Origin of the sequence: Streptococcus sp. oral taxon 061 (assembly GCF_013394695.1) — a bacterium.
Lineage (GTDB): Bacteria > Bacillota > Bacilli > Lactobacillales > Streptococcaceae > Streptococcus.
Window position 1 is genome coordinate 1545566 of sequence record NZ_CP058258.1, and the last position, 26935, is coordinate 1572500.

The following is a 26935-nucleotide window of genomic DNA, read 5'->3' on the forward strand; positions in this document are numbered from 1 at the left end:
TTCTCTCTTTTAGATAAACAGAAAAGTCAGTAGGCTCGAGTTCCTACTGACTTCTTTGTTTCATTTGTTTGGATTATGCAGCCAAAACTTTGCGTCCTTTACGACGACGAGCTGCCAATACGCGACGACCGTTTTTAGTTGACATACGGTTACGGAATCCGTGTTTGCGCGCACGACGAAGTTTACTTGGTTGATAAGTACGTTTCACGATGAATACCTCCTCATAGATTTTGTATTCGTTTAGCCGGCTATAAAGTGATCAGTTACTAAACATACTTTACTATTCTATCTGATTCTTACTTATTTGTCAATAGCTCTGACAAATGTTTCCAGCTTTTTTGCTATGAAAGCCTTATCTACGATACTGCTTCAAGAAGCGAGTCATCTTTTCCTGTATTTGGGCTAACTCATCAACACGTGGTAGATAAACGATTCGGAAGTGATCTGGTTCTTTCCAGTTAAAGCCACGTCCATGTACCAAGAGAACCTTTTCTTGTTTCAAGAAATTAAGGACAAATTGTTCATCATCGTCGATACGATACATATTGCGGTCAATTTTAGGGAAGATATAAAGACCTGCTTTTGGTTTAACAGCAGACAAGCCTGGAATATCTTGAATGGCATTATAAATAAAGTTTCTTTGCTCGTAGATGCGACCACCTGGCAAGAGCAATTCATCCACTGACTGGTGACCACCTAGTGAAGTTTGAACAACCTGTTGAGCAAGCACATTCGAACAGAGACGCATATTTGAGAGCATATTGAGCCCTTCAATGTAGCCTTTTACATGGTGTTTAGGCCCAGACAAGACCATCCAACCCACACGGAATCCAGCGATACGGTGAGATTTAGAAAGACCGTTCATGCTGACACAGAAAAGGTCTGGAGCCAAACTTGCTACTGGTGTGTGGACATTCCCATCCATAACCATACGGTCGTAGATTTCATCCGCAAAAATAATCAAGTCATTTTGGCGAGCAATCTCGATGATATCTAACAAGAGTTCTTTGGGATAGAGGGCACCCGTTGGATTATTTGGATTGATCAAAACAATGGCCTTGGTATTGGAACTAATCTTAGACTTAATATCATCTAGGTCTGGATACCATTCAGCTTCTTCGTCACAAATATAGTGTACGGCATTTCCTCCGGCCAAGCTGACTGCAGCAGTCCAAAGAGGATAGTCTGGCATAGGAACCAAGACTTCATCACCATTGTCCAAAAGCCCTTGCATGGACATAACGATTAGCTCACTAACTCCATTTCCAAGGTAAATATCATCAATGCCTACATTAGGGAAGTTTTTCAGTTGGCAATATTGCATAATCGCCTTACGAGCTGAAAAGATACCTTTTGAATCTGAATAACCTTCACTATCACGGGCATTCATAATCAAGTCGTGAATCACCTCATCCGGAGCTGTAAAGCCAAACTCAGCTGGGTTCCCTGTATTCAAACGAAGAATTTTTTCTCCATTTGCGCGCATGCGCATAGCTTCTTCCAAAACTGGACCACGGATATCATAAGCCACATGCTCTAATTTAATTGATTTGTTAAATTCTTTCATTTGAGTTCCTCTATTCATCAGGATAGTTAATATTATACCACTCCAAAACGAAATCGCAAATTTCCCAGTACTATTCCACAAAAAAACCTTGCTTAACGCAAGGTAACAGGACAAATCCGATTTCTTTCTATTTTTGGAGAAGAAAGAGTTGATAGGTCCTCTAAAAAGCTGGATAAATTGGACCAAAATCTTTGTAGAGAAACTCTGGTGATCGAAAACAAAGTCATTGTAAGGGATGGTAACTGCATGAACAAAAGAATTTCTGCTTCTATTCAGCAAAACGCAAAGAAAAAATAAGTAGACTGACCAACATTAGGAATAATGTTAGACTAAGCCGAGTCTAGTTGTAACAATACCATCTCACCAACTTATTTCCTTGCCCTGTCAATTCATATTATACACTAAAATTTTTGCATTTTCAAACAAGTATGCATACAAAAAGAACTCAATATTTGAGTTCTTTTTGTATGCTATTTTACAATTTCTGCCAACGTTTTCTCAATGTGTTGGATGGATTTTTCACGTCCAAGCAAGTAGATGGTATCTGGCAATTCAGGACCATGCATTTCACCTGAAACGGCGATACGGATTGGCATGAAGAGATTTTTCCCTTTGATACCAGTTTCCTTTTGAACTGCTTTGATTTGTGGGAAGATATTTTCTACCACAAACTCATCGTCTGACATGGCTTCAAGTTTCGCTTTGAAAGCCTCAAGTACAGTCGGAACAGTTTCGCCAGCCATGACTTCTCGCTCAGCTTCTGTCAATTCTGGGAAGTCTGAGAAGAAAAGGTCCGTCAATGGAACGATTTCATCAACTGACTTCATTTGTGGTTTGTAGAGCTCCACCAATTTTTTAGCCTTGTCTGTCAAACGTCCTGCTTCTTCAAGGAATGGTTTTGCCATTTCAAAGATAGTCTCAAGATCCGCATTCTTGATATACTCATTGCTCATCCAGTCCATTTTCTTCTGGTCGAAAGCTGCTGGAGACTTGCTGAGACGGTTTTCATCAAAGAGTTGAATGAGTTCTTGGCGAGAGAAGATTTCGTCTTCCCCACCAGGATTCCAACCAAGCAGAGCGATAAAATTAAAGACTGCTTCTGGAAGGTAACCTTTCTTACGGTAATCTTCGATAAATTGAAGGGTGTTGGTGTCACGTTTAGACAATTTCTTACCTGTTTCAGAGTTGATAATCAAGGTCATGTGACCGAACTCTGGAGCTTCCCATCCGAGTGCTTCATAAACCATAAGCTGTTTTGGTGTGTTAGCAATGTGGTCGTCTCCACGAATGACGTGAGAGATTTGCATGTCGTGGTCATCGATGACAACGGCAAAGTTGTAAGTTGGGTAGCCATCTTTCTTTTGGATAACCCAGTCTCCACCGATATTGCCACCTTCAAACTCGATATCGCCTTTGACCATATCATGCCATTTGTAAATACCAGACTCATTGACTGCCAAACGAACCGTTGGGATGATTCCTGCTGCTTCACGTTCTGCAATGTAAGCTGCTTTTTCTTCCTCGCTCATACCAAGGTATTCGTTGATGTAGCGAGGTGTTTCCCCAGCTGCTTCTTGGCGTTCGCGCTCAGCCGCCAACTCTTCTTCTGTAACGTAAGATTTGTAGGCTTTTCCTTCAGCCAAGAGTTGGTCAATGTATTTTTGATAGAGTTCCAAACGTTCAGACTGGCGGTAGTTTTCATGAGTCTCTGGACTTTCATCCCAGTCCATGCCCAACCAACGAAGGTTTTCAAGCTGAGAACGTTCTCCGTCTTCAACGTGACGCTTGCGGTCTGTGTCTTCAATACGGATGATAAAAGTTCCACCATGGTGGCGTGCATACAAGTAGTTAAACAATGCTGTACGGGCATTTCCGATGTGTAGTAGTCCTGTTGGACTTGGTGCATAACGCACACGAATATCTTTTGACATAGTTTCTCCTGTAAAGTCTCTAGGCATCTGCCTTTTTGCTCTCTATATTATATCACAAGTCTTGCCATAGTCCAATTTCTCTTTTCGAGAAATAGCAAAAAGAGTGGTAAGCCCACTCTTTATTATTTAATTATAGACGAGCATTAAGTTCTTTGCTCAATTCTTCAAATCCTGGTTTACCAAGAAGGGCAAACATGTTGCGTTTGTAAGCCTCAACACCCGGTTGGTCAAATGGGTTGATAGCATTCAAGTAACCTGAAAGGGCGATTGCCAATTCGAAGAAGTAGATAGTGTAACCAAGAGTGAAGGCGTCTTGCTCAGGAAGAGTCACGTACATATTTGGTACATCACCGTCAGTGTGGGCAAGAAGAACACCATCAGTCGCTTTTTTGTTAACGAAATCAACGTCTTTTCCTTGGAGGTAGCCAAGTCCGTCAAGGTCTTCTTCCAAAGTAGGGATGATCACATTCTTACGAGGTTTGTCAACGCGGACAACTGTTTCAAACATGATACGAGTTCCTTCTTGGATAAATTGACCCAATGAGTGCAAGTCTGTTGAGAAGTTAGCTGAAGTTGGGTAAATCCCTTTTTGGTCTTTTCCTTCTGACTCACCAGCCAATTGTTTCCACCATTCTGAGAAGTATTGAAGTGATGGCTCGTAGTTTACCAAGATTTCAGTAGCATATCCTTTACGGTAAAGGATGTTACGAACTGCTGCGTATTGGTATGCTTCGTTTTCTGAAAGTTTATCTGATGTGTAATCTTTACGGGCTGCGTTCGCACCTTCCATAAGGGCTTTGATGTCTGCACCTGATGCAGCGATTGGAAGCAATCCAACTGCTGTCAATACTGAGAAACGTCCACCGATATCATCTGGAACCACAAAAGTTTCCCAACCGTTAGCATCTGCTTCAACCTTAACAGCACCTTTCTGGCGGTCAGTTGTTGCATAGATCCGTTTGTTTGCTTCTTCTTGTCCGTATTTCTTCACCAAGAGTTCTTTAAAGACACGGAAAGCAATCGCTGGTTCAGTTGTTGTACCTGATTTAGAAATCACGTTTACTGAGAAGTCTTTGTCTGCAACATACTCTACCAAGTCAGCAAGGTAAGTAGATGAGATTGAGTTTCCAGCATAAAGGATTTGTGGAGCTTTGCGTTCTTCTTTTGTTTGCAAGTTTGCAAAGTGGTGGTTCAAGAAGTCAATGGCAGCTTTCGCTCCAAGGTATGATCCACCAATACCGATAACGACCAAAACATCGCTGTCTGCTTTGATTTGTTCAGCAGCTTTCAAGATGCGGTCAAATTCTTCGCGGTCATAGTTTTCAGGAAGGTCCAACCAACCCAAGAAGTCGCTACCAGCACCAGTTCCTTTACGGATCAATTCGTCTGCTGCTGTAACTTGTGCTTGCATGTATTCCACTTCATGTGGTGCAACAAATTTGTCTAATACTTTTGAATAATCAAATTTAATATGTGACATAGTATTCCTCCAAAATTTCTTCTTTTCTATCATAACGCTTACCTTGGATTTTTTCAAGTTTTTATACTGAATTTTTCCAAATTTTATCATAATTCAAACGTTTGCGTAAAAAATGTTACAATATTAAAATTTGAAGAAGCAAAACAAAAAAACGACTAGGTTTCTAGTCGTTACAATTCATTCAATAAATACTCAAATAATTCTAAATTTCCATCTTCTTCATTAACCAAAAACTCTGGATGCCACTGCAAACCAATAATACGGTGTTCGTCGATAGATTCGATTGCTTCAATCGTTTGGTCGCGAGGATCTACTGCCGTTACACGGAAATTAGGTGCCAAGTCTTTAATACTTTGACGATGAACTGAGTTAACTTGACTTTCCTTACCAAATAATTTAGACACTACACTGCCATCAACTGTCTCAATAGAATGTGAAGTCCCAAAAGGTAGACCTTGCCAGTGACCTTCAATCTCCTGATTGAGTGTGCCACCAAAGGCAACATTGACAAGCTGAACGCCACGGCAAATGGCTAAGATTGGTTTGTTCTGACGTAGAGCCTCTTGTAGAAGAGCCAACTCGAACTCATCACGAGCCAGGTTATAGTCGTCGCTATCAATCGTTTTTTCTTCACCATAAAACTGAGGATGAACATTTTGTCCTCCAGTCAAGATAAGCTTATCAATCATTTCTACGTAGTCGTGGACCACCGACTCATCTCCTACCGGAATCACCAAAGGAAGTCCACCAACCTGACGAATACTCTCAGCAAATTTACAAGAGACTGATGAATGAATATTTTTACCTTCTGCGTCCACAGGACATAGGTTTGCTGCAACTCCAACAACTGTTCTTGCCATTACTGATTTCCTTTCGTCTTCTATTGATAATCTTATCTTATCATCCTTCCCCACTCCTGTCTAATATGTATTTTTTAAGTCCGTGATAAATTTTTTTTATAAGAAAAAGTTGCCCAAAATTAGGACAACTTTTTTGCTTATACTCAATGAAAATCAAAGAGCAAACTAGGAAGCTAGCCGCAGGTTGCTCAAAACACAGTTTTGAGGTTGTGGATAGAACTGACGAAGTCAGTAACACATATACGACAAGGGGATGCTGACGTGGTTTGAATTTGATGTTCGAAGAGTATTATTCAAAGACAAATTGATTATGGTACAGTTCGGAGTAAAAGCCTCCAAGCTTGAGTAATTCGTGATGGTTTCCTTGCTCAATAACTTCACCATCCTTAAGGACAATGATCTGATCGGCATTGAGAATGGTTTTCAAGCGATGGGCAATTACAAAACTAGTTCTTCCAGCTACAATTGCCTCCATGGCATTTTGAATCTTACTTTCTGTTACAGTATCAACGTTTGATGTTGCCTCATCCAAGATTAAGACCTGTGGATCTGTCATCAAGGTACGGGCGATGGAAATCAACTGCTTTTGACCGGTCGAGAAGACACTCTGGTCATCATCAATCAATGTATCGTACTTATCTGGTAGACTTTCGATATATTCATGGATATGTGTAGCTTTAGCAGCTGCTTCAACCATTTCCTGACTGGCATCTGGGACACCAAAACGAATATTGTCCCGAATAGTTCCGCTAAACAAAACAGAATCCTGTAAGACAATTCCTACCTTACTTCGCAAACTATCTAAATCAAACTCGCGGATATCTGTTCCATCAAAGCTGATACTACCAGCATCCACATCATAAAAACGATTGATGAGGTTCATGATGGTTGTTTTCCCTGAACCTGTCGGACCAACAACCGCAATCATTTTTCCTTTTGGAGCTGAAATGCTAACATCTTTCAGAATCGGTTTCCCTGGGAGATAGGAGAAGTCTACGTTACGAATCTCCACACCATCTTTTAATTCGTTAAAGACTGGAGCATCTTTAGGACGAATTTCTTCTTCTGCATCAAACATTTCTTGGATACGGTCTGCACCTGTAAAGGCCAGTTGCAAACTTCCCCAGCTCGCCGCTAATTGGATAATGGGCTGGTAATACTGCTGAGAAAACTGGGTAAACATGACAATCAAACCCAGAGCAGTTGCTGTCTCGATGTTCTTATCATTCAGTAAGACAGCTGATCCTACAAAAATAACTACTGCTGTGTTGACCAAACTCATCCCGTTCATGACAGGAAAGAGAATTCCTGAGAACATTCTTCCCTTAAAAGTGGCTTTTCGAACCCGTTCATTTTGCTCAACAAAACCAGCAATCACATCTTCTTGGATACCTTGAACGATAACTGCTTTTTGTCCAGAGATACTCTCATCCATATAAGCATTGAGCTTCCCAACTTCCTTTTGTTGGAGGTTGGTATATTTTCTTGCCAATTTCAAAATGACAATCAACATGATGACAGCTATCGGAGTGCTGGCAATCGTAATCAAAGCCAAGGTGATATTTTTTGCAAACATGACAATCAGCAAGCCAATATAAAGAGCAATGTTGGTCATAACAGACACTAGACTTTCGTTGAAAGCCTGGAGGATATTATCCAAGTCACTGGTGAAACGTGACAGGATATCACCATCTTGATGGCGGTCAAAGAAGGAAACGGTCAAGCGAGAAAGCTTGCCAAAAAGTCCCTTACGCATCTCATTTGTCGATTCAGCAATAATGCGGCTCATCAAGACCATATAGATGAGACTAGACACTACTAAAACTATCAAAATATAGGCAAGATTGACAAGGAGTCCCAAGAGACTTTGCCAAACCATGTCAGGATTTCCATCTTGATAAGCTATAACCAAATTAGCCAGTTCTGTGACTGTTTGACCTGCAAAAACTGGAAAGAGGGCTTGTGCTATCGTTGCAATGATAATCATAGCAATAACAACGACGAAGGATATCTTATAAACTTTAAAATAGTTCCAAAAGAATTCAAATGTCTTCATCCTACTCCTCCTTTCCTTTTTGCGTCTCGTAAATTTCACGATAAACTGGATTCGTTGCAACCAAGTCAGCATGCTTACCTTGACCAATCAAGCGACCTTGGTCAAGCACTAAAATTTTATCAGCATGAACAACAGAACTAATTTTTTGTGCGATGATAATCGTAGTCGTCCCCTTCAAATCCTTGTTGAGGGCTTCTTGGACCAAACGTTCTGATTTGGCATCAAGGGCAGAGGTTGAATCATCGAAAATCAATATCTTAGGATTGCTGACAATCCCACGCGCAATGGACATTCTTTGTTTTTGTCCACCAGAAAAGTTGGTCCCACGTTCTTCAACCGGACTTTCAAAGGCTAAGTCCATACGACTAATAAATTCACTGGCCTGGGCGATGCGAGCTGCGCGTTCCATTTCTGAAACTGTCGCATCTCCCTTACCTTGTCTGAGATTATCTGCAATGGTTCCACTAAAGAGAATGGCTTTTTGTAGGACGATAGAAACTGTCTTACGAAGCGTCCCTTCACTAACTGTCCGAATGTCCTTTCCACCAATCTTGATCGAACCTTGCTGAGGATCAAATAATCGTGGAATCAACTGAGCCAAGGTTGATTTCCCTGCACCAGTTGCTCCGACAACCCCAACCATTTCACCAGCTGCGATATCGAAGGATACATTCTTTAGGATAGGTTCTTCATCATTTGGATAGGTAAAGGTCACATTTTCAAAACTGAGACTTCCTTCCAATTCTTCATCTTCCACATCATTGAAAGTCATAGCTGGTTCTGTATCAAGGATTTCACGAATACGACGAAGGGAAATCATGGCACGAGTAACTGAGTTCCCCAAAAATCCAACCATGACGATGGTAAAGATAATCTGACTCAGGTAGTTTACAAAGGAAGCAATGGAACCAACTACTGACGGATCTGACTCTGCCATACCTGCTACAAGCCAGATTGAAAGAAAGACAGCCCCGTATGAAATCATCATCATTACAGGTTGAACGATAGAAAAGGCGTAGCCGATATAAAGGTTTTCACCCAGTAATTCATCGGATACCTGCGTAAACTTAGCAAACTGGTCTTTTTCTCGAACAAAAGACTTAACCACGCGCACACCACGTAAATTTTCTTTGGCAATGGCATTGATACGCTCCAATAAGGTCTGGAATTTTGCAAAGCGCGGTCCCATCATCCCCATCATAAGACCTGTCATGGCGACGATCAAAACGACCATAAGAACCAGCACCCACCACAACGAAGGTAGAGTGACAACGGCTAATATAAAGGAACCAATAAATAAAATCGGTAGTCGAAAGAGGATTTGGAAGGTCATCATAACGACGTTTTGAATCTGATTGATATCGTTGGTCATACGCACAACAAGGTTCCCTGCATTAAATTTCTCAATATTAGCGTATGAAAAAGTTTGAATCTTACGAAAGGCATCTTCCCGTAAGTCTGACGAAACTCCCTGAGCAATGTAGGCTGCTAATACAACATTAATTCCACCTGCGACTAGACCAATCAAGGCAACCAGGATTAACCAAAAACCGATATTGTAAATAGCTTCATTATCTCCTGCTAGCAAGGCCTCTAAAACTTCCTGCAAATAACGTGGTTGCAGGAGTGAACTCGTTACCATTAGACCTGTCATAATTAAGGAAGCCAGAGCCTGCCATTTATAGGCTTTTATTTTCTGAAACAGCATATTTCCCCCTTATAAGATAGACAAAAGGGAACGACAGCTCTGTCAGTCCCTTCTTATGCTTTCATGTTGATGCTATTCTAACAAAAAAGAATGCTATTGTCAAAGCACTCAGCTCTCGCAAGCTTGTGCAATGACGACATCAGCATTCTATCAATCCTTTAAAAATTCTTCTAAATTTAGTGCTGAATTTTATTGTTCTGAACTATCTTGCTCGTCTAGCTTAACTCGTCCAATTTCACGGTAGCTACAGTCCCCAACAATCTCAACTGAGAACTGACCATCTTGGTACTCGAGAATCGTCACACTTCCATTATCAAGACCATGCGGATGCATGCCGTTGATAAGATAGACAATGGTTCCGATTGTCATTCCATGGCTAACTACCAGAGCATTTCCTCCCCCATTAGCTTCCATTTCCTTGGCAATGGCTTCAAAACCTTCCCAGATACGACCACTTAGTTTTTCCCAGCCTTCAGCCCAGCCTGCTGTATCCACTTCTACCAGACCTTCAGCCAGCTCAGCATAGGACAAACGATGCACATGATCGACATTAAAGATACGAGGAATAATCCCCATAAATAAGTCCCCATCATAAGCACCATCAAAACTACCAAAGCACCATTCACGAATTCGCTTATCCATGCGATAAGGAATTTGCCCTGTCAAACCAAGTTCTTCAAGGATAATTCCCATTGTCTGAATGGTCCGCCCAGAATCGCTTGAATAAGCACGTTCAAAGGTTAAACCTGACTCCCGCAAACCAATCCCCAATTCATGAATGCCTCGTTCTCCATCAGCTGTTAGGGGAGTATCACTCCAACCTTGAGCACGACCAATCGTATTAAACATTGTTTTCCCATGACGTACTAGATACAATTTTACACTTGACATATTCCATCCTCCATATGTATCTATTATAGCATGATTTCAGACAAAAACCTCGTCCTAACTCACTGGCCTTCAACCTCACAATTGAAGCAAAAATCCAAGCTATTCCGTATCTTTCTTTGAAGGAGTAACTTCAGAAGACTTTGCAGTTTCTTTTTTGCCCCCTTCTTCTTTTTTCTCCTCATTTCCTTCTTTGGACTTATTTTCTGTCTTTTTAGTCTTATCTTCAGTTTTCTCCAAAGGTGAAAAACGAAATTCAAATTGATTTTTGCCACTAGTAACTATCGTTAAAAAGCCTTTTTCATCAGTATGATAAGTTGCTTTTCCGACATCAAATGACTGGACTCCACTTTCAGAATTAGCTTTTTCATAAGTTCTTTTAGCCATTGCAAATGCAAGAAGCTTTTCTTTATTAAGGGCATAATCCTGATGATGAGCCACTTGTCGATTCAGATAAAACTGCAATAAGAGACTAAAAATTCCAGCAATAGTAATAGCGTAAAGGAGAACTCCAGCTCTAACTTTCTTCTTTTTCAACACGATAGATAAATTCCCTCTCTAGTCCCTTTTCAAACTGAAAATTGAAATGAACATTTTGCCCTTTTTGGTAAATATGCGTTGATTTAAGGCCATAAACCATGGGTTGATAACCACGTCCACTAGCATCTGTTTTCCGGAAATCATTTGACCTTGATTTCCCAATGGAAATGGGTTTGCCTTCCTGTTTGAGGTAAAGCCTATCATTCTCCACTTTTTCAAATTGGGTTCGATTCAGCTCTGCTTCCAGCTGATCCACAAATAAAAGCCATTCTTTTTGCTCACTTCTCTGCTGGTAGCGAACCTCTGAAACCAAGAGCTGACTCATAGCTTGAAAGAGGAGTAAGCTACCACTAATAACGATAAGGGAAACCAAGGATTCTAATAGTGTAAAAGCTCTGACCCTACTTGTCTTGAATCGCCAGTAATTTCTCCGTTCCATGGTATACCTCCAAACCTCGCTCATTCGAGACAACATGAACCGTAAGGCCATTGACAGTCAACTCCTTTTGTCCAGTCTGCAAAGCCATACGAGCCACTCGCAAAACTTCTTCCTGTTTTAGAAGTTCTACTTCTCTTTTTCTACTTTCTTGAATTTGTCCTAGTAAGAGAGTTGCTATACTGGCAAAAATAGCTAGTGAAATCACTGCTTCCAGTAAAATAACCGCCTTAATTTTTTGCTTCTTGAATACGTTTAATCTTTCCATTTCCTAGATATAGTTGGTATCGAACCACTTCTTTCCTTGTTTGAAATCTCACGCTGGCCAGAGACGAATTCCCACCAGACTTGTCAAAGGAAATTGACTGATTGGACTGTAGTTGAATTCCTTTAGGGATGGTTAATTTATGATAGCCATTTCCAATACTTCTCTCTTCTAACATTAAGTTGATCTTTTGCTGACTAGCCAGACTTCGCTTCTGCGTTTCCCGATAAAGTTCCTCAAACTCCATAAAGAAAATCTGCTCCTCTACAGTCTCAAAAGTCGACTGAACTGAACTCGACAAGCCCACGACTAACAGACTAACAATCCCTAATACCAATAGACTTTCTAACATGGTAAAAGCCTTAATCCGCAACTGTTTGATTTGTATTTTGTTTTGCATGGTATTCTTTGTAGGCTTTTGCCTGCTCAGCAGTGATACGTCCATCTGCCTGTAATTTGCTTAGACTGGCATCTTCATTTTTATCCAGACTATAGAGTTCTGCCTGGCTTTCTACCACCTTGACGACAGCTGCTTTCCCCTTGTCATTCACTGCATCCTTTTGCTTAGTTAGGTTTGGCACAAACAGTAAGAGTAGGACACTAATGATAAGCAACACCACCAACATTTCGACTAGTGTGAAAGCTTTAACCTGAGCTTTTTTAAATTTCATCAACATTTTTTTCATCTAAAAATTTACCTCCATATTTTGATACATTGGCAGCAACATGGCTGCGTACAATAAAACGATTAGTAGGGCTACAAAAATAAAGACCAGTGGTTGAACTAAGTTCATAGTCCTATTAACTCGGGTAAAGAATGATTCCCACGTTTTTTCCGCATAGATTTCCAATTCACTTCCCAACTTGGATTTGACCTCTCCATATTCAATGATTAATCCCAACTCTCTTCTAAAGAAGGGATAATCTTGAACAACTTTAGAAAATTCATGACCATTTTGTAATGACTGAGATAAATCCAAACTAATTTCATTAAAAAGTGGATTTCCCTGCTCCTGCATCATCTGGAAAATCTGTGACAATTCTAATCCTTGTCCAATCATATTTCCCCATTCTCTAGCATAATAGGCCGTCAGATAATACTGAATAAACACACCGATAAAAGGAATTCTAGCTAGAAAAGAAAAGACTTGTATCTTCCTAGATTTTCTGTAGAAAATCAATCCTGTTAAAAATGCGAGTGCTACTACTAGAGTAAGTCCAAGAAAAATATGTGGTAGCTTGCTAATCACTAAGGTAGCTATGTTACTACTATCCAGTTGGGGCAAGAGATAATTTCGCAAACCCAACATAATGAGCAGTAAGAAAGCTAGCAGAATAAGTGGATAGGTCGCAACTTCAATTAACTTCTTCTTCACCTTAGCAAGATTATCCAAATATTCTTCAATTTTCCCCAAACTCAAATGGAGATTTCCATGAACTTCAGCCAAAGAAAGTTGCGTGACAATCGCACTCGAAAAACCTAAATTCCCCATCATTTCCGAGAAAGATTTTCCTTTCGATAGTCCTAGGCGCATCTGTGAAACATATTCCTTCTCCAACAAATGACTTCTATCAAGAAAGGAAATGATTTCTACCAAGTGAAAACCACTCGAAAACAAATTGTTAAAGAGAGTGATGATTTTCTTCTGCTTACTGGTAGCTAATTTTCTCCGTTTCAGCTTGAAGGGCAGTGATATGTCCATCTTTAAGAAGCTGATCCATGTGCTCATTCCATTTTTCTGCCTGGTGTTCTGAATAATTTTGGTTTGCAAAATCAATAATTCCTCCTCCCCCGATTAGTCTCTGGTAGCAAACACCTTGTAAAACAACTGCGAGTTCATCTTCACTGACACCAAGTTCTAAAAGACGCTCATAGACCCCACGAATACTCTTTGCATGAATGGTCGAAAACACTGTAGCTCCCGTTAAGCTCGCTCTTACAACAGCACGAGCCGTTTCGCTATCCCGGATTTCTCCAATGATTAAAAGATCTGGACGGTGGCGCAAAGAAAGTTTTATCAAGTTTTCATAGCTCAGTCCAATAGCTTCATTAAGTTGTAATTGCAGCATCTCTTCTTGCTTAATCTCAACTGGGTCTTCAATAGACATAACCTGCTGTCCCTTGAATAATGACTTAGCTAATTCATGCATTAAGGTAGTTTTCCCACTTCCTACAGGGCCTGCAAAAAGATAAAGACCGCGTTGCCTAAAGCCCTTTCCCAGTTCCTTAAGGCCTTGAAACCAGAAGCGCAACTCTTGTTCTTCATCGTGCAAAAGGCGAATAACTAAACTCTCATGACCACGATAATCTCCTACCGTCGATAAGCGTAGTGAAGTAACCTTGCCATCATGCTGATAATCACAGGACCCAAGCTGACTACGACGCTTTTCTCCAACATTCATCCCCGCAACAAATTTAAAGTGACTAATAACTGCTCCCAACTTTTCAAAGTCATAGCTATTAATCAAACGCCTTTCATCTCCTATTCGCATATGCAACTCATAGACCTTATCCTTGGGAATAAAATAGATATCCTGAGCTCCATCCTTTTTTGCGAAACTAATCAATTCTTGTGCAAGTGCTTGTACCATATTCCCTCCTCAGTTAATTATTCGAAGAAAATACAAAAAAAGAACAACTTCATTAAAAAGTTGTTCCATCTTTTTTGATACGACAAGTTCTGTGGCTTTCTATACCAGTTTGTTTCTCATAACCTGGTCGGAATTTTTCGTCTGGGATGACTTGACCATCTTCTAGCAAAGCCAGTGAATGATATTGTTGCAGAAATTCGTCACATTCCTCGCACCAACGTTTATCCTCTGGATTCCAAAATATAGTCATCAAGTCCCCACGACTTTTATATAGTGGAATTTTCTTTTCCAGTTCAAACCAGCAAGATTTATAATACTTCAAGGCATCATAGTAGTTTTCGAATTTCTTACTACTAATGACGTCTTCTTCCCATCCTTCTATGAACCACCAAGGTTCAAAATCCCCGTACATTTCTATAACTCGATACATAGTTTCATTTCCTTTGTATCGTCTATTATAGCGAAATTTTAAGTACAAAGAAAGAAATTTGCTCGTTTTCAGTAACTACCTTAAGGACTTTCTCTTTAATCAAGTCACACAATAAAATGCAGCTAACGAAAAAGCAGCAACTAAAACTAGTCACTGCTTTATGTTTCTAAGCTTGATAACGTTTTTCCCCATCAAGATAAGTTGCTACCAATTCCAAATCTTTATCAAGAACGATAAAGTCAGCATCGTAACCTTCACGGATTTGTCCACATACATCATCAATGTGAACTGATTTTGCTGGGTTGAGACTGGCCATCATGACTGCTTCATGAGGATTTGCAATACCCCATTCAACAACATTTTTCAAACCGTCTTTAAGTTTGAGAATAGAACCTGCCAAGTTCCCTGTAGATTTAAGACGAGCAGTCCCATTTGCAACCACAACTGGGAATTCTCCCAACATATAGTCACCATCTTGTAAACCACCAGCTGTCATACAGTCTGTAATAAGAGCAATATTTTCAGTACCTTTTTGTTTAAGAAGAATATCACAAGCTTTAGGATCCACATGATGACCATCGCAAATCAACTCTGCGTAAGTATGAGGCAATTCATACATGGCACCAACCATCCCAAGTTCACGATGAGTCAAACCACGCATACCGTTATAAGCATGTACCCATACACTTGCTCCAGCATCAACAGCTTTTTTAGCTTCATCAAATGTTGCATTAGAGTGACCAAGAGCAACCGTTACACCTTCTCCAGTAATAGTACGAACAAAGTCTTCTACACCTTCACGTTCTGGAGCAAGCGCAATCTTATTAAGAAGGCCATTAGCAGCCTTCTGCCAAGCACGAAACTCATCCATTCGAGGATCCTTCATGTAAGCTGGATTTTGAGCTCCCTTATACTTTTCAGTAAAATAAGGACCTTCAAAATAAATACCACGAATCTTAGCACCAGTAGCTTCTTGGTAACGAGCCCCAATATTCTCAGTTACTGCTAATAACTGCTCATATGAAGAGGTCAAAGTTGTTGGCAAAAAGCTTGTAACACCAGTACTAAGAAGCCCTTCACTCATAGTATGAAGCGTACCTTCAATATTATTGTCCATAACATCGACACCACCAAAACCATGAATATGAGTATCCACAAGACCAGGTGCAATACTATAACCACTATAGTCAATAATTTCAGCACCTTCAGCTACTTGATCTACATGCTTACCAAATTTCCCATCAATAAGTTCTAAGTAACCACCGCGACGAACACCATGAGGATAGAAAAATTGATCAGCTTTAATATATTTAGGCATAATGATAACCTCCGTATACAATTTTCTAATATTTATTATGTCAATTACATTATAAACCTTTATAAGTAATTTGTAAATGGTATAGACCTATCATAGTTAAAAATAATGTGAAATAATTGAAGATTTAGTAAAAATAAAGTAAAAAATGTTTACTAGATAAAAATAATTATTTAAAAAAATAGTAATTTTAAGTAACTCTGAGAGAAAAAATTGGAAGAAAAAATAAAAAGACAAGGCTCGAAAACCTTGTCGTTATTACTATACCGGCGGCCAACAAACTAGCGTTAAAATAAGTTCAAATAAATAACAAAAAAGCGATTAAATCAAGATATTATCACACGCTAGTTAGTATTGAAATTAAGGAAATTGACCAATGGTTGACCAAATAAATTTTTAGTTTTTACTATAATTTCTAAGTTGAAAATTTAATAATCACAATTTTTGATACATTGTTCGATACCGTATTCGGCGCAATCGGTATAGTCCAATTTCCATTCTTAAAATTAGTTTAAATAGCGCAGTCTTTTAAACTAGTTTTGAGAATCCAAAAAATCTTCCTACATATGTAAGAAGATTTTTTAATTATTCTATGATTGTATAATCTCCACTATCTAACAAGTCTATTACTTTTTGAACAAACTGAGTTGAAAGTAAATCTACTATATCAGCTCCATGAGTTTGAAAATTCTCATCTATTTCTTTGATTTCTAATTGAGTATTTTTTTCTGCCCTTTCTTCTGTAATTGGGGTATGAAAACTATATTCACCGATTTCATAATACAAGAAATATAAATATTTTTTCTCACCTAAGCTATAATCAAAAAAGTCAACTTCCTTATTTCTATCGTAGTCATAGTAACTATTTTCCCAAACAATATCATTTCTTTTTTCATTATATAGTTTTTCATAATTTTTTTGATAACTATAGACTCGTTGTCTTTTCTCCCCTACATACTGTTTATGAACCAATTTTGGGCTGAAGTTTAATAATAAATCTTCTTTCATACTATAGTATTTTTCTTTTTGTTCCTTTGCTTTTTCATTATTAATTTCTTTGTATTTGTAGAACCCAGCTTGATTAGAATCTTCTATTTTATCTCGATAGTTTTTTGCTCTTTTATTAACAGAATATATACATTCTGCAATAATTTGATTTGTTATTTTTTTATTCTTAATTAAATCAGTATATCTCTTAGGAGTTCTCATTTTTTAACCCTCATATTTTTTCTATCTTATAGTATATATTTTAACAAAAATCTTCCTATTATAAAATAAGAAGATTTTTATTTTTCTAGTTCTTTCTACGTACCGTTACAAGTCCAAATGCTCCAAGAATTGCACCGAGTACCAACATTGCAACACTCGACGACTCGCCTGTATTTGGCAATGATTTTGCGCGTTCTACTCGTGAATAAATCGGCTTACTTAATGCTTGTTGCTTACTTGTGTATGTTTGACCATTTACGACAACATTTCCTTTGTTGTCAATAGTCACATTTTTATCACTTGTGTACGCCTGCTTTGATTTATCATTGCTCGTTTTTGGATGTTCAACACTAATTGGTTTTGTAGCACGTACAATAACTTTTCCGTCAATAATTTCAATATCTTTACCTGATGCAATAGCTTCTTTTAGTGCTTTAATATCAATTTCAGGACGCTCTTCAGAAACTGGTGTCCCTTTAGGTACAGCAACAATTGTTCCGTCAGGTAATGTTGCGATGACGTTATCTTTAGCTTTTTCTTCTAAATCTTGAAGTTTTTCATATTTTGTTTGAATTTCGTCAAGTTTAGTTTGTTCAGCTTCAAGTGTTGAAGTGATTACTTCAACAAGATTTTTAGCACTTTGAGCTTTAGTTTCAGCATCTTTAAGAGCGTTTTGTTTTTCAGCTAATTTATCTTTAGCTTTAGCTAAATTAATTGGTGCTTCAACATAACCTTTTAATTCTTCAGCAAGAGCTTTAGCTTCTTTAACCAAGCGGTCTTTTTCCTCAATTAATTTAGCTTTTTGAGTTTTAAGAGCTTCAAGTTTTGATTCTTGTTTTGTAAGTTCAGTTTTTGAATCAGAAAGAGCTTGAACTTTTTGTTCTTGAACACGTTTAGCTGATTCAAGAGCTGATTTAGCATCATCAAGAGCTTGTTTCTTAGAAGCAAGGTCAGCTGAGAAGTTATCAACTGCTTTTTGAGCTTCAGCTTGACGTTTTTGTGCGCTGTCAAGAGCAAGTTTTGCAAGACGCAAGTTGTTTTCAGCAACAGTTGTTTGAATTGGTGTAGCAGTAGCGTCAGCCAATGTCTTTTCAGCTGAAGTCTTAAGTTCTAGCGCACTTGCATAGTCAGCAGATGCTTGTTTAAGAGCGTCATTTGCTTTTTCTGAAGCCGTTTGAGCTGTATCTTTTTCAGCTTTAGCAACGTCATAAGCTTTTTGAATAGCTTCAGCATCTTTTGGATTTACAAGGTCTTTACCTTTATCACTGAAAGCAATTACCAACCAGTAATAACCATTGATGTTTGTAACATCAAGACCAACTTTTGCTCTTGATGCAAAGTCAAGGTTAGCTTTCAAGTGTCCCCATTTTGATGGGGCATCACCGAATGATGTATGAAGTAGAGAGTCAACAACGGCTTTCTTCAAGTCATACATTGATGTGAAGTATTCTTTTGGACCTAAGCCTGCAAGGTTTTCAACACCTAGACCAATGTGACCGTGAGTTACTGGACTTTGACCACGTTCTGTGTAAGCTTTAGCTCTTTCAGTAGCAAGTGCAATAGCTTCTTTTGTTGTACCTGTATTTTCTTTTGATGCAACTGAATATTTACCGTTATCTTTTAATTGTTCACGGATTTCCTTCAATCCTTGAATGTACAAATGAGAAATTTCTTCTTTTTGTGCATCTGTCAAGTTATCAAGGTCAACAGGTTCATTTTTAGAGCTTTCTGAGATTAAAGATTCTGATTTTGAATTTTCCCAGATAGTAGCACCAGTGCTAGTCATTAATTCATCGCTACCTGAAGCAATAGCTTTCTTGAATTGAGTCAAATCTGGAATTTTGACGATATCAATGCTATCTAGAGCTTTAGTAGCTTCATTAAATTTATCTTTAGCTTGAGAAAGTTTTGATGTAGCATCATTAGCTTTTGTAGTAGCTGAAGCAAGTTTTCCTTTAGCTTCGTTAACTGAAGTTGTTTTAGCGTCAACGTCTGCTTGAGCTGTATCAATAGCTTCTTGACGTTTTTGATCAGCTTTATTAGCATCAGTCAATGCTGTGTCTGCAAGAGTGACATTCTTTTCAGCACCCTTAGTTTCAGCTTTAGCTTCATCAAGTTTATCTTCAGCTTGAGCAAGTCCAGTTCCTGAAATTGCGTCTTTAGCAGATTGAACTTGAGCTTGTTTAGCAGAAACATCAGCGTTAGCATCTTTTAGTTCTTGTTCAGCGCTAGACACTTCAGTTTGAGCTTTAGTTACAGATTCATTTTGAGTTGCGATGTTTGCATCAGCAGTAGCTGTTTCTTTAGCGTTAGCTTCTTGGTCAGCAAGATTAGCTTTTTGGTCCGCTTTATTAGCTTCAATGTTTTGAGGCGTAGCTTTAGAAGCAACTTCTTCAGCGTGTTTAACATCTTCAGTAGCTTTATCTACAGCTGTTTGAGCGTTAGACACTTGTTTGTTAGCTTCATGAGCTTTAGTTTGTGCGTCAGTAAGTTGTTCTTTAGTTTTTTCTACAACTTTCTTTTGAGCATCAAGAGCTGGTTTTACGTCTGATGATTTTTCAATAGTTTGCTTTTCAACAAGAGCTGGTTCATTTACGCTTGTTGCCGTAGCTACATCAGAGTTGGCTTCTTGAGCAAACGCAGGCACACCAGCTGATGCAAGCCCAATAACTGCTGTAGTTGTTAGGGTTTTAATAGTATTTTTTGACATAACATCTCCAAAAATTAACATTAACAACTATATATAGTTGTTTTTTCTCTAATTATACCGCACTTAACCAACCTTGTAAAGTCATAAGCAATCTTTTAAGAACTAAAATATGTAGTAAAAAAACTGTAGTATTAAGTTCGAGAGGTATTACATGAAACAATCATTAAGAAAATATATAGGAAAACGAATTCGCCTTTTAAGGTTGAAAAAAGGATTTACACAAGAACAAATTGAAGAAAGAGCAGACCTTGGAACAAACTATGTTTACAAACTTGAACATCTAGAAACAAATATAACAATTAATACCCTTGAAAAAGTTATGAATGCCCTTGAATGTGATATTTCATCTTTCTTTGATATTACAAAAAAAGATGAAAATCCTGAGATTGTTGAATTAATTACGAATATAAAAAATTTACCTGATAGTAAACAAAAAGAAATACTTTCTGCATTCCATACAATTCTTAATAATGTAAAATGATAATTTAATGAATTTTATTTACTTCTAATTAAACTATAATTTAGTTTAAAAAACGCATAATTCTAGACGAACATGCTAGAGCTATGCGTTTTTATTTTATATTCATCAAATCAACAGTCCACCTATTTAAACTATCCGTTAAAACTATTTCTCCTTCCAATTGTTCTTGATAATGAATTATAGATTTTATAAATGTATCTACTGATTTAGAAAAATCAAGTTGCGGATGAAATTTAGAATCAACACCAGGTAATGAATCAATGTTCATTTCAGCAGTCAATGATAAATTTTGTAAAATTAAATTAAAAAATTCTTTTCCTCTATTAAATAGTGTACCGTTTGAAATCATATCTAATAGTTCGGTTTCAAAAAAATTAGTAATTTTTTTATCTAATTTTGTAGTATACAAATCACTAAAATAATTAGCATGTCTTTCAAAAAACTCTTCCTTATAATGATTGTATAAAAGTTGCATAGCTAATAAACTTTTTTCATTACCTTTTTCAATCTCAAAGTTTGGAAATAATAAGCTAATTCCATTACCATATCTATTTTCCAATTCTCTGATAGCCAAATCATATGCGTAAGGAACATAGTAACTCAAAGATTTTTCTATTAACCTTGTTTCTTTCTTTAAAAGATAATTCATACCTGTAAAAAATAACATCCCAAAGTAAGATTCACGTTCCATTTTATTTCCCCAAATTAAAGTATATGAATCTGTAAACTTCAAATTTTTAACAATTTCAAAAGCAAAAGCCGGTGTCAAAAGATACGGATTTTTTTTATATCTTTTATTATTGACAATATTACTAACAACATTTGGGTCACTTAACAAAATATCAATATTTTGTAACTTTTTATCTTTTTTTCTATATTTCACACGTTGACTAATCATTCTATAAATTTCTTCATCAATTTTCATATAGTTCCTCTTTTCTTTAGTTTGTAATATTAGTATAACATAATCTTGGGTGGTTTTTCAAATTTTTTATATAGAAAAACAGCCAATTCAAACCCAATAATTATAATTATAATAGATTCATGATAGTCGATAGCTATCAAAAATAATTTAACAAAGGAGGCCTATTATGGCATTTTTTAAAAAAACTAACGGCTACAGTGCTAGCCTCGCGGAACAAGCTCTTTCAGATGAAGTTGTGAAGTTAGCTGGTAAACAACTAGAAATTCAATTCGAATTTGAGAAAACTGGGGAATTTGTTAATGGTAAAGAAAAAATGAAACGTACGGATAACATTCAAAGTTATCAAGTCTACGTTGCAACTGACAATCACAATCCTTTCAAAGTCAAGTTTTTACCTGAAGATAAACCAGTCCTATCTAAGATTGATATCGGAGATGTTGTTGAATTTGAAGGGTTAGAAGCATTTGAAAATAAATACGGACAGCTTTTTTTCAGAGCATCAAGTATCAAGAAAGGAAAATAACTGATGGCTTTTCTAATGAATAAAAGTCAAAGTCATGCTACATCAGCAACTTCTGCTGATGTAGTTGAGTTTGGCAATAATAAATACGAATTAGCTCAATTCATTCTAAGAAATTTGAATAATGCGCTTAATATTAATGATGAATCATCCTATCTAAATTCATTTGACATCAAGGTTCTAAGCAACGATAAAGGGTTCTTATTTATACCTAACTTGCCGGTATCGTACTCAATTGATGCTAAATTATACTTTGAACTATATGCAATTTGTTCTGGTATTTTATATCCTTTCAAGACCTTATTAGCTCAAAATAATGCTTATTTCGTTTCATATGATACAAAAAATGAAAACCAAGCACGAGCATTCTTCTTCCCTTGGATTGATGGGGTTCCAAATCGCTTAAAAATAGGTAATTTACAAACTTTTATTAAAGAAAAAGTATCAGAAAAGCATATTCCTATCATGTCGAAAAATATTGCAATTGATATGACAAAAGTTGTTCATGTTGCAATAAGTGGCTCCAGCGGTTCTGGAAAAACTCATTTTGTTCAATATCTCATTTATTGTTTAAAATCAATTACAAATCAAATCGTTTGTATTGACCCTAAATTATCAGATATCTATTTATTAGCTAAAGAACTTCAACTTGAAGTTTTCTCACCTCAAAAAGGCTCTAACTTAAATAGTTTTATTACAGAAATTAATGAATTACTTGGTCGTATCATAAACAAAATATACGAACGGCAAGAAATATTATTAAAACAACCAGATAAAAGTTTTGAACGCATCTATATTGTTATTGATGAACTATTGGCATTGGTACAAGGTAGTTCGAAACAAGCAAGAGAAACCTTTGCTCAATTATTAGGAACGATTGCTCTATTGGGCAGACAGACAAATGTGAGTCTTATCCTATTAAGTCAACGTTTTGATGCAAATGCTTTTGGAGGTAATACAGCAGTACGTGAACAAATCAATTGTATTTTTATCTTGGGTGAAATAAATGCAAATACTTGCCAATTTTTGTTACCAAATTTCAACGTAGAAAATATTGTAATACCCGCTGGAATTGGTACAGGAATTATCAAGTATACAGATAGCGAACACAGGACACATATTATGCCACTGCTAACACCCACATATACATATAATAGAAAGGAATAAATTTTATGAAACATTATTTCAATAGGTACAATATTCTTAATTTCATCATGTTCACTTTATTGATTTTCTTTATTTTAGAACGTATATCTACTTTCTTAATTTTTCAAATTCATCTAGATACTATCTTTTATTTTTTAGTTTATATTATAAGCTTGCGTTTCATTTTACTGTTAGAATTTTGCATTTTTATTTACATGATTATAATTGATTTAATTTTTCGTATTGTAGAACGTGATTCTTTCAATAATAGCATGAAATCATATATCGCAACATGGAAAATTAGACGCTTTCTAAGTCAGACAAATGTAGATACAACATTTAACGAACTCGCTTCGATTTTAAATAGAAAACAAATGATTATTAAAAAAGCAAATCGTTCTCTGTTGACATTAACTGTTGATTACTATGAGAAAGGGGCTATTGCAAAATGGACTTTACCAGATAATTGTGAAAGTTATAATATTATGGAAGAATTGTTGGCGCAGGCAAAAAGAGAATTAAATCAGTTAGATAATAGATATTTATTTAATGATTTCATTAGATTAGAAAATGGTAGAACATTTATCTCAACAACTGCTAGAAAAAAAAATAAAGGTGCGGTGTACTGCTACTGAAGGTAAGCAAGTACACCAGCACAATAAGTTTTAAACAATTCACGTCTAATGAATAAGATTTTTATGTTGTGATGTGTCAAGAAAATATGATGTTTATTTGGATGAGGACGCACAGTTTTCTCCGTCTGTGCGTCCTCATCCAAACCATATCACAACAACACAAATAAACACAAATTATTCATTTTGTGTCAAAATCAGAAAGGATTTTTATGAAAATTAATCAAAATGATAGAAAAAGAAAATTTTTCGGTCAAATTTCATATGAATATGAACACAATGCAAATTCAAAATTAACTGAAAAAGATTTTCGTGAATCAGTTATTCAACGTATTCATGATTATTGTAAAAATGAAGAAGATAGGTATCATATTATTTTTCACGATAAGGATTTGAAAGATGACGGCAGTTCAAAACCATTACATGCTCATTTTTATATTGATTTCAAACACGCTCATACTTACTCATCAGTATTGAAGGCTCTATCAATTTCAAGAAAACAAAATTTAGAATTTGTTCGTAGTTCGATAAAAGCATGCCGATATCTTACACATCGCAACGAACGTAACATGGAAGAACATAAATTCCCCTACGAAGTCGCAGACGTTATTTCATCAGAAAATGCAAACTATATCAATGATATCATGGGAAAAATCAAAAATCACAGCAAAGAAAAAGCTGACAATGGTCTAGAAATAGACGATTATTGTTTAGAATTAAGCTATCTAATCTCAGAAGAAGGCCTACTTACAACTGAAGCAAAACAACAATTGTTTGAGCAATTCACTCAACGTATAGCACAGAAAGCGTGGAATTCAAATAAAAGACAATTTGAGGAGAACAGACAAGAATTTATTCAGAAGGAGTTTATTCGAATGAGCAAAGGGGAACGGAATCATACAGGTATTTATATTCAAGCTGAAGGGGGAACAGGAAAATCATATCTAGCACGTTTACTTGCAGAAGAACATGATAGGTTAGGAGCACATACCCCATCAATAAATAAAAAAAGATTTGATTTAGGTTCAGGTTATAAAGGAGAAAAAACAATTGTAATCAATGAATTAGATGCAAGTTGTGGTATGACTTTTCGAGAGTTATTTCAGATACTAGAACCAGATTCAGCAACTCAACTAAGTTCACGGTTTAAAGATGCGTATATCATTAATGATTTAACAATTATCACAAATTCAGATACTTATTGGGATTGGTGTGATTCGTGGTTTGGTAAGAAAAATAAAGAATATCATCAGCTAATGCGAAGAATTAGATTTGTAATTAAAATGGTTCATGATGATAAAAATAAAGGAATTAATATTGAATTATGGTACTACAATGCAAATCGGGATTTAAAAGAAAAGGCGAAAAAAGAATTCAAAAAAATACAAACGTATACACTAAGTAGCGTTAAAAATGAAGAAGAATTTCGAAAAATTGCTTCAGATATATTAGAAAAAATTAATAAAGAAAATAATATTGATAATAAAAGAAAAGTTATCGCTACAAACCTAACCGACCAAAGCAAGGGTAGCGATAACTAAAACTAGTAGAAATAATTAATACTATTTCTGCTTCTATTTTATCATAGAAAGAGAAAAATTTATATGACAGATAAGATTTTAATCAAAATAGACAATTTAGAAGTAAAGTTACCTGCCACACATATCATTGTTGAAAAAGAAGAATATCTCAACTTAAAAACACAAGCTTCAGATGGGAAATATATGAGCTTATCCGAGGTTTTAGAGATGATTTCAGTATCTCGACCGTGGTTATTAGAAAATGTTCTCTATCGTGCAGATATTCGCTCAAAAATTGATATTGATAAAAACAAGGATGGTTTTGTGAAATATCCAAATAATCAGGGTGGACGGTACTACTTCTTAGCTAGCAAAACGAAACAATTTTTTGAAGAAAATTTTGCAGAAATTTTTAGTTTATGATACGATAATCAAGATAATATCTTGATTATCGTCTTTTAGAAAGAGGTAATCATGTCAGTTTCATACAGAAAACGAGGAAAAAAGAATTTATGGGATTATAGAATTTTTGATAAAAATAAAAAGGTAGTTGCTTCAAATTCAGGATTTAAGACAAAAAGGGAAGCAGAAATTGAAGCACTCGCACTTGAACTCAAATTGATTAACGGAGCAATAATTGATAAAAACATTCCATTCTATACTCTATGGGAAAAGTGGTTAGAATTGACTGTAAAACCACTTGGAAAAGCAGAGGCTACATTTAATAAACATTTATTGCGTGGTAAGTTTATCAAGGAATATTTTAAAGACAAACCAGCCTTAAAAATCAAAGCGAGTGAATATCAGGCTTTTATAAATAAGTACGCTGAAACAAATTGTCGTGATAATGTTAGTAGAATGAATGCGGAAATTAGAAACGTGATTGTGTTTGCAAAACGAGATAAACTTAATATAGAAGATTTTACTGAGGGTGTAATTCTTTCAGGACGACCTCCAAAGAAGCGAAAAGATGAAAAATACATTCATAGCTTTGAAGATTATCAAAAATTAGTAACATATTTAGAAAATAATCTTGATTTAGCAACTTCCATAGTACCGTATTTACTATTGATTCAACTGAAAACCGGAATGCGTGCAGGAGAGGTTGCAGGTCTTACATGGGATTGTATCTTGTGGGAAAATTCAGAAATCAAAACTTATCAACGATATGATACAGCAAGAAAACGGTGGGCAAACGCTAAAACAGAAGAGTCAATCCGTACAATTCCAATTGATAATGCTACGTTAACAATTTTAAAAAAATTAAAACAAGAACAAACTGTATTCATTGAAAATGGGATGATTACAAATAATGAAAATATGATTTTTTTTGATTTGAAGTATAATGTTGTAACAAATGCAGGAGTGAACAAGCATTTAAAGCAAATTTTAAAGACCTTAAAAATTCATCCTCAAAATATGACAAGTACAGGTCTGAGACACACGTATTGTTCAACAATGTTAGCAATGGGTGTTGATATTTGGGCAGTGTCAAAGTTAATGGGGCATCGAGATATTAAACAAATAACTGAAACTTATGGACATCTTATAAAAGAAAAAGCTGATATTGAAAATAACAAAGTTCGTGCAGTTTTGACGAGTCTAGTTAAAAAATAGAATCACTGACCAGAAGTTGACCAAATCAAAAAGAAACGCTGAATTATCAACGTTTCTTAATGCTATTTTATACCGGCGGCCGGGGTCGAACCGGCACGTCCTTGCGG

General features: G+C 36.5%; 27 protein-coding genes and 1 tRNA gene (1 of these 28 only partly in view). 7 read left to right on the top strand and 21 right to left on the bottom strand.

All coding sequences use genetic code 11. From position 1 onward, the window contains the following. Positions 1-73 precede the first annotated feature (73 nt). The 19 genes from rpmH to HW271_RS07665 all read right to left on the bottom strand — a co-directional run bounded on the left by rpmH (position 74) and on the right by HW271_RS07665 (position 19987). A complete protein-coding gene (gene rpmH / locus HW271_RS07575; protein WP_000831905.1) occupies positions 74-208 on the bottom strand; it encodes a 50S ribosomal protein L34 in 135 nt (44 codons plus the stop codon). Between the two features lie 144 nt (positions 209-352). Further along, entirely contained in the window at positions 353-1567 is a 1215-nt protein-coding gene (locus HW271_RS07580; protein WP_016466880.1) for a pyridoxal phosphate-dependent aminotransferase, read from the bottom strand. 470 nt (positions 1568-2037) lie between these two features. After that, positions 2038-3498 carry a glutamate--tRNA ligase gene (gltX, locus tag HW271_RS07585; protein WP_178895499.1) on the bottom strand — a complete coding sequence of 487 codons (1461 nt, stop codon included), beginning with the start codon at positions 3496-3498 and terminating at the stop codon, positions 2038-2040. Between the two features lie 130 nt (positions 3499-3628). Then, on the bottom strand, positions 3629-4978 hold the full coding sequence (locus tag HW271_RS07590) for a glucose-6-phosphate isomerase (protein WP_061564458.1): 1350 nt from the start codon (positions 4976-4978) through the stop codon (positions 3629-3631). 170 nt (positions 4979-5148) lie between these two features. Further along, positions 5149-5838, bottom strand: a complete 690-nt coding sequence (locus HW271_RS07595) for a gamma-glutamyl-gamma-aminobutyrate hydrolase family protein (protein ID WP_016466883.1) — start codon at positions 5836-5838, stop codon at positions 5149-5151. Positions 5839-6127: 289 nt separating this feature from the next. Beyond that, complete coding sequence (locus tag HW271_RS07600) at positions 6128-7894, bottom strand: ABC transporter ATP-binding protein (RefSeq protein ID WP_178895500.1); 1767 nt, start codon at positions 7892-7894, stop codon at positions 6128-6130. 1 nt (position 7895) lies between these two features. Further along, positions 7896-9602, bottom strand: a complete 1707-nt coding sequence (locus tag HW271_RS07605; protein WP_178895501.1) for an ABC transporter ATP-binding protein — start codon at positions 9600-9602, stop codon at positions 7896-7898. Positions 9603-9791: 189 nt separating this feature from the next. Beyond that, complete coding sequence (locus HW271_RS07610; protein ID WP_178895502.1) at positions 9792-10493, bottom strand: histidine phosphatase family protein; 702 nt, start codon at positions 10491-10493, stop codon at positions 9792-9794. Positions 10494-10592: 99 nt separating this feature from the next. After that, entirely contained in the window at positions 10593-11030 is a 438-nt protein-coding gene (comGG, locus tag HW271_RS07615) for a competence type IV pilus minor pilin ComGG (RefSeq protein ID WP_178895503.1), read from the bottom strand. Then, positions 11008-11469, bottom strand: coding sequence for a competence type IV pilus minor pilin ComGF (gene comGF, locus HW271_RS07620; protein WP_178895504.1), 462 nt, complete (start codon positions 11467-11469; stop codon positions 11008-11010). Before comGF ends, comGG begins: the two co-directional genes overlap by 23 nt. Continuing rightward, on the bottom strand, positions 11432-11734 hold the full coding sequence (gene comGE, locus HW271_RS07625) for a competence type IV pilus minor pilin ComGE (protein WP_178895505.1): 303 nt from the start codon (positions 11732-11734) through the stop codon (positions 11432-11434). Before comGE ends, comGF begins: the two co-directional genes overlap by 38 nt. Then, entirely contained in the window at positions 11697-12131 is a 435-nt protein-coding gene (gene comGD / locus HW271_RS07630; protein WP_254730736.1) for a competence type IV pilus minor pilin ComGD, read from the bottom strand. Before comGD ends, comGE begins: the two co-directional genes overlap by 38 nt. Next, the gene (comGC, locus tag HW271_RS07635; RefSeq protein ID WP_178895506.1) at positions 12094-12417 is read right to left on the bottom strand and encodes a competence type IV pilus major pilin ComGC; all 324 of its coding nucleotides are present in this window, start codon (positions 12415-12417) and stop codon (positions 12094-12096) included. The genes comGD and comGC overlap by 38 nt, the downstream gene beginning before the upstream one ends. After that, a complete protein-coding gene (comGB, locus tag HW271_RS07640) occupies positions 12418-13434 on the bottom strand; it encodes a competence type IV pilus assembly protein ComGB (RefSeq protein WP_178895665.1) in 1017 nt (338 codons plus the stop codon). Then, positions 13382-14323, bottom strand: coding sequence for a competence type IV pilus ATPase ComGA (comGA, locus tag HW271_RS07645; protein WP_178895507.1), 942 nt, complete (start codon positions 14321-14323; stop codon positions 13382-13384). The genes comGB and comGA overlap by 53 nt, the downstream gene beginning before the upstream one ends. A 52-nt stretch (positions 14324-14375) precedes the next feature. After that, positions 14376-14753: a DUF1033 family protein gene (locus HW271_RS07650; protein ID WP_178895508.1), complete on the bottom strand. Its 378-nt coding sequence runs from the start codon at positions 14751-14753 to the stop codon at positions 14376-14378. A 166-nt stretch (positions 14754-14919) separates the two neighbouring features. Beyond that, the gene (gene nagA / locus HW271_RS07655; RefSeq protein ID WP_178895509.1) at positions 14920-16071 is read right to left on the bottom strand and encodes an N-acetylglucosamine-6-phosphate deacetylase; all 1152 of its coding nucleotides are present in this window, start codon (positions 16069-16071) and stop codon (positions 14920-14922) included. Between the two features lie 582 nt (positions 16072-16653). Next, positions 16654-17277 carry a hypothetical protein gene (locus HW271_RS07660; protein WP_178895510.1) on the bottom strand — a complete coding sequence of 208 codons (624 nt, stop codon included), beginning with the start codon at positions 17275-17277 and terminating at the stop codon, positions 16654-16656. A gap of 85 nt (positions 17278-17362) precedes the next feature. Further along, on the bottom strand, positions 17363-19987 hold the full coding sequence (locus HW271_RS07665) for an SEC10/PgrA surface exclusion domain-containing protein (RefSeq protein WP_178895511.1): 2625 nt from the start codon (positions 19985-19987) through the stop codon (positions 17363-17365). A gap of 151 nt (positions 19988-20138) precedes the next feature. Between HW271_RS07665 and HW271_RS07670 the strand changes: the two genes are divergently transcribed. Next, a complete protein-coding gene (locus tag HW271_RS07670) occupies positions 20139-20468 on the top strand; it encodes a helix-turn-helix domain-containing protein (RefSeq protein WP_049478720.1) in 330 nt (109 codons plus the stop codon). 91 nt (positions 20469-20559) lie between these two features. Here the strand turns inward: HW271_RS07670 and HW271_RS07675 are convergent, their stop codons facing one another. Beyond that, positions 20560-21393: a hypothetical protein gene (locus HW271_RS07675; RefSeq protein WP_178895512.1), complete on the bottom strand. Its 834-nt coding sequence runs from the start codon at positions 21391-21393 to the stop codon at positions 20560-20562. Between the two features lie 166 nt (positions 21394-21559). Here HW271_RS07675 and HW271_RS07680 point away from each other — a divergent pair, with 166 nt between their 5' ends. The 6 genes from HW271_RS07680 (at position 21560) to HW271_RS07705 (ending at position 26828) form a co-directional block, all read left to right on the top strand. Beyond that, positions 21560-21916: a hypothetical protein gene (locus HW271_RS07680; protein WP_178895513.1), complete on the top strand. Its 357-nt coding sequence runs from the start codon at positions 21560-21562 to the stop codon at positions 21914-21916. Positions 21917-21919: 3 nt separating this feature from the next. Beyond that, entirely contained in the window at positions 21920-23080 is a 1161-nt protein-coding gene (locus HW271_RS07685) for a cell division protein FtsK (protein ID WP_178895514.1), read from the top strand. Positions 23081-23274: 194 nt separating this feature from the next. Further along, on the top strand, positions 23275-23694 hold the full coding sequence (locus tag HW271_RS07690) for a hypothetical protein (protein ID WP_259274708.1): 420 nt from the start codon (positions 23275-23277) through the stop codon (positions 23692-23694). A 209-nt stretch (positions 23695-23903) separates the two neighbouring features. Then, complete coding sequence (locus tag HW271_RS07695) at positions 23904-25232, top strand: Rep family protein (RefSeq protein ID WP_178895515.1); 1329 nt, start codon at positions 23904-23906, stop codon at positions 25230-25232. 63 nt (positions 25233-25295) lie between these two features. Continuing rightward, entirely contained in the window at positions 25296-25634 is a 339-nt protein-coding gene (locus HW271_RS07700; RefSeq protein WP_049478726.1) for a DUF771 domain-containing protein, read from the top strand. 51 nt (positions 25635-25685) lie between these two features. Next, entirely contained in the window at positions 25686-26828 is a 1143-nt protein-coding gene (locus HW271_RS07705) for a site-specific integrase (RefSeq protein ID WP_049478727.1), read from the top strand. A 70-nt stretch (positions 26829-26898) separates the two neighbouring features. Here the strand turns inward: HW271_RS07705 and HW271_RS07710 are convergent. Continuing rightward, a tRNA-Leu gene (locus HW271_RS07710) sits at positions 26899-26935 on the bottom strand (it continues 47 nt past the right edge of the window).

Excerpts from the sequence above, each read along its gene's own strand:
- comGF (WP_178895504.1), bottom strand. The coding sequence starts at position 11,469 with ATGGAACGGAGAAATTACTGGCGATTCAAGACAAGTAGGGTCAGAGCT.
- HW271_RS07675 (WP_178895512.1), bottom strand. The coding sequence starts at position 21,393 with ATGAAAATTGATGAAGAAATTTATAGAATGATTAGTCAACGTGTGAAA.
- HW271_RS07705 (WP_049478727.1), top strand. The coding sequence starts at position 25,686 with ATGTCAGTTTCATACAGAAAACGAGGAAAAAAGAATTTATGGGATTAT.
- HW271_RS07680 (WP_178895513.1), top strand. The coding sequence starts at position 21,560 with ATGGCATTTTTTAAAAAAACTAACGGCTACAGTGCTAGCCTCGCGGAA.
- gltX (WP_178895499.1), bottom strand. The coding sequence starts at position 3,498 with ATGTCAAAAGATATTCGTGTGCGTTATGCACCAAGTCCAACAGGACTA.
- HW271_RS07600 (WP_178895500.1), bottom strand. The coding sequence starts at position 7,894 with ATGAAGACATTTGAATTCTTTTGGAACTATTTTAAAGTTTATAAGATA.
- HW271_RS07690 (WP_259274708.1), top strand. The coding sequence starts at position 23,275 with ATGATTATAATTGATTTAATTTTTCGTATTGTAGAACGTGATTCTTTC.
- HW271_RS07700 (WP_049478726.1), top strand. The coding sequence starts at position 25,296 with ATGACAGATAAGATTTTAATCAAAATAGACAATTTAGAAGTAAAGTTA.
- HW271_RS07595 (WP_016466883.1), bottom strand. The coding sequence starts at position 5,838 with ATGGCAAGAACAGTTGTTGGAGTTGCAGCAAACCTATGTCCTGTGGAC.
- nagA (WP_178895509.1), bottom strand. The coding sequence starts at position 16,071 with ATGCCTAAATATATTAAAGCTGATCAATTTTTCTATCCTCATGGTGTT.
- comGA (WP_178895507.1), bottom strand. The coding sequence starts at position 14,323 with ATGGTACAAGCACTTGCACAAGAATTGATTAGTTTCGCAAAAAAGGAT.
- HW271_RS07580 (WP_016466880.1), bottom strand. The coding sequence starts at position 1,567 with ATGAAAGAATTTAACAAATCAATTAAATTAGAGCATGTGGCTTATGAT.
- comGC (WP_178895506.1), bottom strand. The coding sequence starts at position 12,417 with ATGAAAAAAATGTTGATGAAATTTAAAAAAGCTCAGGTTAAAGCTTTC.
- HW271_RS07590 (WP_061564458.1), bottom strand. The coding sequence starts at position 4,978 with ATGTCACATATTAAATTTGATTATTCAAAAGTATTAGACAAATTTGTT.
- comGD (WP_254730736.1), bottom strand. The coding sequence starts at position 12,131 with ATGCAAAACAAAATACAAATCAAACAGTTGCGGATTAAGGCTTTTACC.
- HW271_RS07695 (WP_178895515.1), top strand. The coding sequence starts at position 23,904 with ATGAAAATTAATCAAAATGATAGAAAAAGAAAATTTTTCGGTCAAATT.
- comGE (WP_178895505.1), bottom strand. The coding sequence starts at position 11,734 with ATGGAAAGATTAAACGTATTCAAGAAGCAAAAAATTAAGGCGGTTATT.
- HW271_RS07610 (WP_178895502.1), bottom strand. The coding sequence starts at position 10,493 with ATGTCAAGTGTAAAATTGTATCTAGTACGTCATGGGAAAACAATGTTT.
- HW271_RS07670 (WP_049478720.1), top strand. The coding sequence starts at position 20,139 with ATGAAACAATCATTAAGAAAATATATAGGAAAACGAATTCGCCTTTTA.
- comGB (WP_178895665.1), bottom strand. The coding sequence starts at position 13,434 with ATGGACATATCACTGCCCTTCAAGCTGAAACGGAGAAAATTAGCTACC.
- HW271_RS07660 (WP_178895510.1), bottom strand. The coding sequence starts at position 17,277 with ATGAGAACTCCTAAGAGATATACTGATTTAATTAAGAATAAAAAAATA.
- HW271_RS07665 (WP_178895511.1), bottom strand. The coding sequence starts at position 19,987 with ATGTCAAAAAATACTATTAAAACCCTAACAACTACAGCAGTTATTGGG.
- HW271_RS07685 (WP_178895514.1), top strand. The coding sequence starts at position 21,920 with ATGGCTTTTCTAATGAATAAAAGTCAAAGTCATGCTACATCAGCAACT.
- HW271_RS07650 (WP_178895508.1), bottom strand. The coding sequence starts at position 14,753 with ATGTATCGAGTTATAGAAATGTACGGGGATTTTGAACCTTGGTGGTTC.
- HW271_RS07605 (WP_178895501.1), bottom strand. The coding sequence starts at position 9,602 with ATGCTGTTTCAGAAAATAAAAGCCTATAAATGGCAGGCTCTGGCTTCC.